This is a genomic window from Streptomyces sp. NPDC001093 (genome assembly GCF_040298985.1).
GTDB lineage: Bacteria > Actinomycetota > Actinomycetes > Streptomycetales > Streptomycetaceae > Streptomyces.
In genome coordinates this window covers 24007-30081 of the sequence record NZ_JBEPBF010000128.1, presented here as the reverse complement: position 1 = coordinate 30081, position 6075 = coordinate 24007, and the positions used below count along the sequence as shown (strand labels likewise).

8 protein-coding genes are annotated in these 6075 nt (G+C 70.3%); 3 read left to right on the top strand and 5 right to left on the bottom strand.

The genetic code is table 11. From position 1 onward, the window contains the following. The 3 genes from ABT288_RS40200 to ABT288_RS40190 form a co-directional block, all read right to left on the bottom strand. Positions 1-1063, bottom strand: a 1063-nt coding sequence (locus tag ABT288_RS40200; RefSeq protein WP_351619030.1) for an AAA family ATPase, incomplete at its 3' end; no start/stop codon positions are given. A 123-nt stretch (positions 1064-1186) separates the two neighbouring features. Continuing rightward, a complete protein-coding gene (locus ABT288_RS40195) occupies positions 1187-2140 on the bottom strand; it encodes a GNAT family N-acetyltransferase (protein ID WP_351619028.1) in 954 nt (317 codons plus the stop codon). Next, positions 2140-2724, bottom strand: a complete 585-nt coding sequence (locus ABT288_RS40190; protein WP_351619025.1) for a dihydrofolate reductase family protein — start codon at positions 2722-2724, stop codon at positions 2140-2142. Before ABT288_RS40190 ends, ABT288_RS40195 begins: the two co-directional genes overlap by 1 nt. 469 nt (positions 2725-3193) lie before the next feature. Between ABT288_RS40190 and ABT288_RS40185 the strand changes: the two genes are divergently transcribed. The 3 genes from ABT288_RS40185 to ABT288_RS40175 all read left to right on the top strand — a co-directional run bounded on the left by ABT288_RS40185 (position 3194) and on the right by ABT288_RS40175 (position 5341). After that, the gene (locus ABT288_RS40185) at positions 3194-3448 is read left to right on the top strand and encodes a hypothetical protein (RefSeq protein ID WP_351619022.1); all 255 of its coding nucleotides are present in this window, start codon (positions 3194-3196) and stop codon (positions 3446-3448) included. A 970-nt stretch (positions 3449-4418) separates the two neighbouring features. Continuing rightward, a complete protein-coding gene (locus ABT288_RS40180; RefSeq protein WP_351619019.1) occupies positions 4419-4904 on the top strand; it encodes an alpha/beta fold hydrolase in 486 nt (161 codons plus the stop codon). Positions 4905-5032: 128 nt separating this feature from the next. After that, on the top strand, positions 5033-5341 hold the full coding sequence (locus tag ABT288_RS40175) for a hypothetical protein (RefSeq protein WP_351619017.1): 309 nt from the start codon (positions 5033-5035) through the stop codon (positions 5339-5341). Positions 5342-5452: 111 nt separating this feature from the next. On the opposite strand, the gene ABT288_RS40170 is transcribed toward ABT288_RS40175, so the two are convergent. Together ABT288_RS40170 and ABT288_RS40165 are read right to left on the bottom strand one after the other, a co-directional pair. Then, positions 5453-5722 carry a hypothetical protein gene (locus tag ABT288_RS40170; RefSeq protein WP_351619016.1) on the bottom strand — a complete coding sequence of 90 codons (270 nt, stop codon included), beginning with the start codon at positions 5720-5722 and terminating at the stop codon, positions 5453-5455. 86 nt (positions 5723-5808) lie between these two features. Further along, the gene (locus ABT288_RS40165; protein WP_351619013.1) at positions 5809-6075 is read right to left on the bottom strand and encodes a DUF4235 domain-containing protein; all 267 of its coding nucleotides are present in this window, start codon (positions 6073-6075) and stop codon (positions 5809-5811) included.

Here is a 6075-nt window from a genome sequence, read left to right as displayed (position 1 = left end):
CCGCCGCGGCCATATGCCAGGCAAGGCTTTGCGCGTGCCCGGCGAAGTCCAGCGTGCGATCCAACGCCCGGTGCGCCGCGATCCGCTCCGCGAGCGGCGCGTGCCGGTAGGCGGCGAAGCGGACCAGAGGATGCCGGAAGCGGAGCCTCGCGCTGGTGACGGCCAGCAGTCCGGCCCGCTCGGCCGGGGCCAGGTCCTCGACCGACCCTCCGGAGCGGGCCGCCGCCGTGAGTACCGTGTCCAGGTCTCCGGTGTCGTCTGCGGCGGCCACCGTGAGGATCCAACGGGTGGCCTCGGGTAGCTGGTGGATCTGCTCGGCGAGCGCCTCCTGCAGGCCGCTCGGCCGTGCTGACGGGCCCTCCGGCATGGCCAGCGGGCCCAGTTCACCGGACCGTTGGGCCGGGGTGAGCGCCGCGGACAGCTCCCGCAGGGCCAGCGGATTGCCGTGCGCCTGGTCGATGATCCGCTCGGCGACGTGGGGCGCGAGGCCGGGCAGGAGTGCCGCGGCCGCTGTCCGGTCGAGGCCGGTGACGTGGAGCCGGGGCAGTGCCCGCGCCGTACTGCCGGGCGAGTCGCCGCGGGCGGCGAAGAGCATCACGACGCCCTCGGCGCGCAGCCTGCGGGCGGCGAACGCCAGTACGTCGGCGGACGGCTGGTCCAGCCACTGCAGGTCGTCGACCAGGCAGAGCAGGGGCGTCTCGGCCGCGGCCTCGGCGAGGACGGACAGCGCGGCCAGGGCGACGGTCAGTCTGTCGCGCACCGGCGCGTCGATCAGGCCGAACACCGAGCGCAGCGCCTGGGCCTGTGGGGCGGGCAGTTGGTCGAGCAGGGGCAGGACCGGCAGGAAGAGCTGGTGCAGTCCGCTGAAGCCCAGCTCCATCTCGGACTCGATGCCCTCGACGCGCAGCACCCGCAGGCCGTCCGCGTGGGCGGCGGCGTGTTCGAGGAGCGCGGTCTTGCCGATGCCCGCCTCGCCGTGCAGCAGCAGGGCGCCGCTCTCACCCCGCCGGGCGCCGGCGAGCATCAGCTCGATCCGACGCAGTTCCTCGTCGCGTCCCTGCACCCGTGCGCCCCCGGATCCGCCGGCCCGTCCACCCACGGGCCTCGTTGATCATCACTGTACGCGGACCAAGGCGGACCGGGCGGCGGGCAAGGCGGAGCGGGGGCGGCGGCACTGCGGCTATGGCTACCGCTCGGTCACCGGCGTCGACCAGATCATCCGGATCTCCGTGGTCCGGTAGCCGGCCCGGGTGAATGCGGCCGCCATGGGCGCGTTCCCGGTGTCGGTGGTGGCGGTGATCAGTTCGGCGCCCGCCTGCGCATGGCTCCGGGTGACCTCGGCCAGCAGGTCGTCCACGTAGCCGCGGCCTCGGAACTCGGGCAGCACGCCGAGGTATCCGACGTTCCGGGCATACGGCGTCGCGGAGGGGATCGCCAGCCCGGCGAGCTCGCCGTCGGGTCCGTACGCAAGGCGCCACCACTCCCGATCGCCCGGGCAGCCGAGGTAGAACTCCAGCTCCTGTTGGGCGGCCGCCTCCACGCCCAGCGCGGCGACGTTCCGGCGGGTCTCGTCGTCCAAGCTGCCGACGGCGATCCGCCGGAACGCCGCAAGGAACTCCTCGTCCGGTGCGGACGCGAAGGTGAGCCGGTTCCCGCCACTCGGAAGCACATCGCCGACCGTCCATTCCAGCCGCAGCCGCTCCACCTCGTGACCGAGTCCGGCCGCCCGCGCGGCGGCCCGGCGCCAGGCCACCGCGTCGGCTGCGCGCGGGTCGTCACGCCAGCCGACCGGTAGCGTCAGGTTGTACAGCGGCGCCTTCGGCGCGCCGCCCGCGGCGCCGAACGCCCGCAACGCGGTCGTGAGCAGCCGGGTCGCCACCTGGGCCCGATCGCCCACCGCCGCATCGACGGACAGGCAATCCAAGGCCACCGGGTGGGCGCTGTCCGCCCGGCCCCACCACAGCGCGCGGGCCCGCAGCCGCCCGTCGTCGTCCTCGGCGACCCAGGTCCACTCCGGCCGATACATCCCCTTCCCGAACTCGTCCCGGTAGCGGTCCGCGTCGATCCAGCCGACAGGCTCAGGGACCGTCACCGAGGCGACGCGGTCGACCTCGGCCCGGGTCGTAGGCCGAAACAGCATCAGTGCTCCCGGTGCCGGACGTAGCTGGTCAAGGTGGTGCCGGTGAGGAAGACCCGGGATTCGCGCAGCTGCCAGTCTGCCGGGGCGGGGTCGAACGGGGCCCGGAACAGCGGGATGCCGCTTCCGTACACCATCGGGTAGCGCTTCACCACCAGTTCGTCGATCTCGCCCAGCAACTGCCCAGCGAGGCCAGCCCCACCGCACAGCCAGATACCCGCGCCCGGCTGCCGCTTGAGGCCGCGAACGAACTCCACCGGGTCCCCCGTCACCAACTCCACCTCGGGGTTCGTGGGGGGCAGAGTGGACGAGAAGACGTACTGCCGCAGATGCGCGTACGGGCTCGTGACCCCGATCCGCAAGGCGGGCTCGTAGGTGACGCGACCCATGAGTACGGCATCGAAGACCTTGTTGGGCGCATCGCCGAGGCCCAGCGCCCCGCGGGCGTGAGTGGGGATCGTCTCGGGGTACTCGTTGAGGATCGCGTCTTTCAGGTCGCCGTCGAATCCGGAGGAGTCAGTCTCCCCGTCCGGCCCCGCGATGAAGCCGTCGAGGCTGCAGCCGATGTAGTAGGTGAGCCGGCGCATGGGCCGCCTTTCGTTCGTCGCTGAGTGATCGTCGGGGCTTGAACCACCGACGAGGACCACCCGAACCTAGGCTGCGGCCTCCTGCCCCGGCATCGGTCACCGCGACCCAATGTGTCCACGACAGCATCCACCGTTCCGGCGCTGACGACGAGACCGAGGAGGAGTACCCGTTCCGCAGCCAGTTCCGGGTCTTGAGCTGGGGACCCACCACCGACAACGTGACCGCTCATCTCTTCCGCGACGCGGACCGCTTGGTGCTCACGTTCAGTTCCGGCGCGAGGAACACCTGGTCAGGCATCCAGACCATGCGGGCAAGGTCTTCGTGGTGGAGGTCCCGACCGAGGAGTTCGTCGGGATCCTTGAGGACCTCGCGGCCGTGCTCGAGGGCAGCCAGGATCCGGGCCCCCCTTGAGCGGCTGACGTGCCTGGGCGCTGACGGGCTGTATTGGTTCCCTGCTGGCAGGTGGGGATGAACACCGGAACGCCCAGCATGCGGACGTATGAGGCCCAGGTCAAGACCGCGGTGACGGCCGCCAGCATGGGGCCGGATGATGCGGTCTTCTACCAGGTGACGCCCATGTACTTCGACAGCACCAGCACGATCCCCTACGGCGTCACCATGAGCGCTACGGTTGAGCGGGCGAACGGAACGGCCCAGCCGCTGTTCAGCAACGTCCTTATCGCCAACAGCCAGGCCAGCAGTGGATTCAACCTCGGAAACTGATCCGACCTGATCCACACCATCGGGAGCCAGGATGAGACGAGAATCCGGCCACCTCGCCCGGGGACGTGCGGCTCAAGCGGCGCATCCAGGCGGCAGCGGCGAGCCGGCAACCGGGCCAACCTCGCTTCACACCCGAGGAAGTGGCCATCGACGAGCGGATCAACGCCGGCCGCCCCTGGCCTGAGGGCCCGGCCGCCATGCTGTCCGTGGCCCAGTTGTACGTGCGCGACATCCCCCTGCTGCGCCCGCCCCGGGCGGGCCGATCTGCTCCAGGTGCTGTGGTGTCCCTTCGACCACCCGCCCGAGCCCAAGCCCAGGACCACGGTGTTCTGGCGGTCCGCCGCCGCGATCACCGACATCCTCACCGCGCCTCCAGAGCCGGCCGTGGTTCAGCTCGACGGCTATGTGCCGCAGCCATGCCTGCTCGACCCGGAACAGGTCACCGAATACCCCGACTCCATGGAGCTGACCGAGGAGTTGCAGGAGCGGCTGGCAGATTGGAACACATGGCAGACGGCCGGCGCTGCTCCGGACACCTACTACGCGCCCGCCCCGGAGGAGTTCTACCGCAACGAGTTGTCTGTCGCTCCCGGCTGGAAGGTCGGCGGCTGGACCCGGCCTCACCGACCCCGTCCCCCGCATCTGTCACGCCTGCGGCACCGAGATGGACCCGCTGCTGACCATCGCCTCGACCGAATGGGACGACAGCACCCGCAGTTGGACCCACCCCCTACGAGGAAGCCCACGCCACGCCGCCCACCGCCGAGCCCGACCCGGCGAACCCGACCATGGTCGAGGTCGGCGGAGGCTACGATGCAGCTCTACGCCTGCCCGGCATCGCTGGATCATCCGCACACTGACCTCATCCAGTGAGGCTTTCCCAACGTTGATCACTTCCAGTTTCCGTTGAGGACATGGGTAGCTCGGGCTATGTCGCCGATCCGGCAGGGGCTCAGCGTGATCCGTTCGAGTGGCGCCAGCGCTCCATGATTTCACCGGCGGCTCGGTGTCGGACGCGGTCACCAACGAGTTCCTGTGGCACTTCGCCTTCAACCGCCTGGCCGACATCAACGAACGCATGGTTGCCGGCCGTGAGGAGATCTACTTCGGCCACCAGTTCACCTCCAAGGCTGCCCAGCCCGATGCCATCCCGCAGCACGCCATTGACGTTTACGTCGACGCGCTGCGCAACCCAGCCGCCCGGCACGCCAGCTTCGAGGTCTACCGCCGCCTCGGTGAGACCGCCGAGCAGTTCCAGCGCTGGCACGAGGAGGGGCCGCTGACCATCCCGGTCCTGGCCATCGGCGGCGAGTACAGCACCGGCACCGCCCCGGCGGAGGACATGCGCAAGGTCGCCACCGACGTCACCGGGGTGGTCCTCCCCGGCTCCGGCCACTTCCTAGCCGAAGAGGTTCCGCAGGAGCTCACGAAGGCACTGCTCGACTTCCTGCTCTGACCGGGCAGGGAACAAGCCACCCCGATAACACCACCGGGTGGTGACCGCGCGGTCGCACGGGCCGACGGTCACCACCCGCTGCCGCTGTCCCCCAGTCGCGGACCTGGGCCAGGGAGTATCACTGCATCGTGTCCCGGCTGCCCATGGAGCTCACTTCTTGGGACAATGCCCTGATGCGGCCGCTGCCGGTTCCCTGCCCCGCCGATCTGATCCTCGACGCCACGGGCATGGACGCCTACAACGCCGCGTATAGGGCAGCCAAGCAGCAGCGTGCCATGTTCATCGCCATCGAATGCCAAGCCGAGCACTGGACGGTGAACGGGTATGCGCCCCAAACGAGCGTGAGGTGGTTCGCCCTGTGCTGTCGCCTCGCTGACGGCAGTGCGCAGTTCGTCGTGGCCTGCGGCCTCGACGTTCCGGTTACCAGCGCATCATGACAGGCTGCCCTCGGCAGGTGGCGCCACGAGCGCAGTGAGAATGGAGCCTGCGCCCTCACGGGGCAGAGGCGGTGGCCTGGAAGAGCCGACGGTGGGTTGCTCTCGCGCTGGTCACTCGGGCGGGTCGACCCGTGTCTGGAGTTGCTGCCAGCAGTGGTGGACGTGCTGTTCGGCCTCGCGCACGGCGGAGGCTGCAGCGTCGTCGGAAGGCGTCCCCGCAGAGGGCGCGGCTTTGCCGGCGCGGGATGCGGCACGAGGGCGCACCCGGTGGGTAGACCAGGTGGCTCGGCCGCTGTGGTGGAGGATGGCTGCCCGGGCAACCAGGATCGTGGCGATGACTGCGGCGGCGGTCAGCGCGGCGGCCGCGTGCTGATCGGACATGGCGGTGAGGGTCCTTCGGGTGGGTACTGGTCGGGAGAGGGGCCGGTATCCGTGTTGTACCGGCCCTCCCGCATCCTTGTGTGCCGTCAGCCGGGCCAGGTACCGGTCAGGCGGCGGGTGGCGGTGGCGCCCGCGCGGTCGACGGCCGCTTTGACCCCGGCGAAGATCGCCCCCTGCAATGTGGCGGCGAGCAGCACCTCGTGCCAGGAGCGTTCTTCGTCGGTGGCGTCCGGGGCGGCCTCGTCGTGGCCGAGTATTTTCCACGTCTGCTTGAACAGCGCTCCCGCGGCCATGCCGCTGACGGCACCGAGCGCCAACCCCACCGGCTTGTAAGCGATCTTGGATGCTTTCAC

Excerpts from the sequence above, each read along its gene's own strand:
- ABT288_RS40195 (WP_351619028.1), bottom strand. The coding sequence starts at position 2,140 with ATGCTGTTTCGGCCTACGACCCGGGCCGAGGTCGACCGCGTCGCCTCG.
- ABT288_RS40190 (WP_351619025.1), bottom strand. The coding sequence starts at position 2,724 with ATGCGCCGGCTCACCTACTACATCGGCTGCAGCCTCGACGGCTTCATC.
- ABT288_RS40185 (WP_351619022.1), top strand. The coding sequence starts at position 3,194 with ATGAACACCGGAACGCCCAGCATGCGGACGTATGAGGCCCAGGTCAAG.
- ABT288_RS40170 (WP_351619016.1), bottom strand. The coding sequence starts at position 5,722 with ATGTCCGATCAGCACGCGGCCGCCGCGCTGACCGCCGCCGCAGTCATC.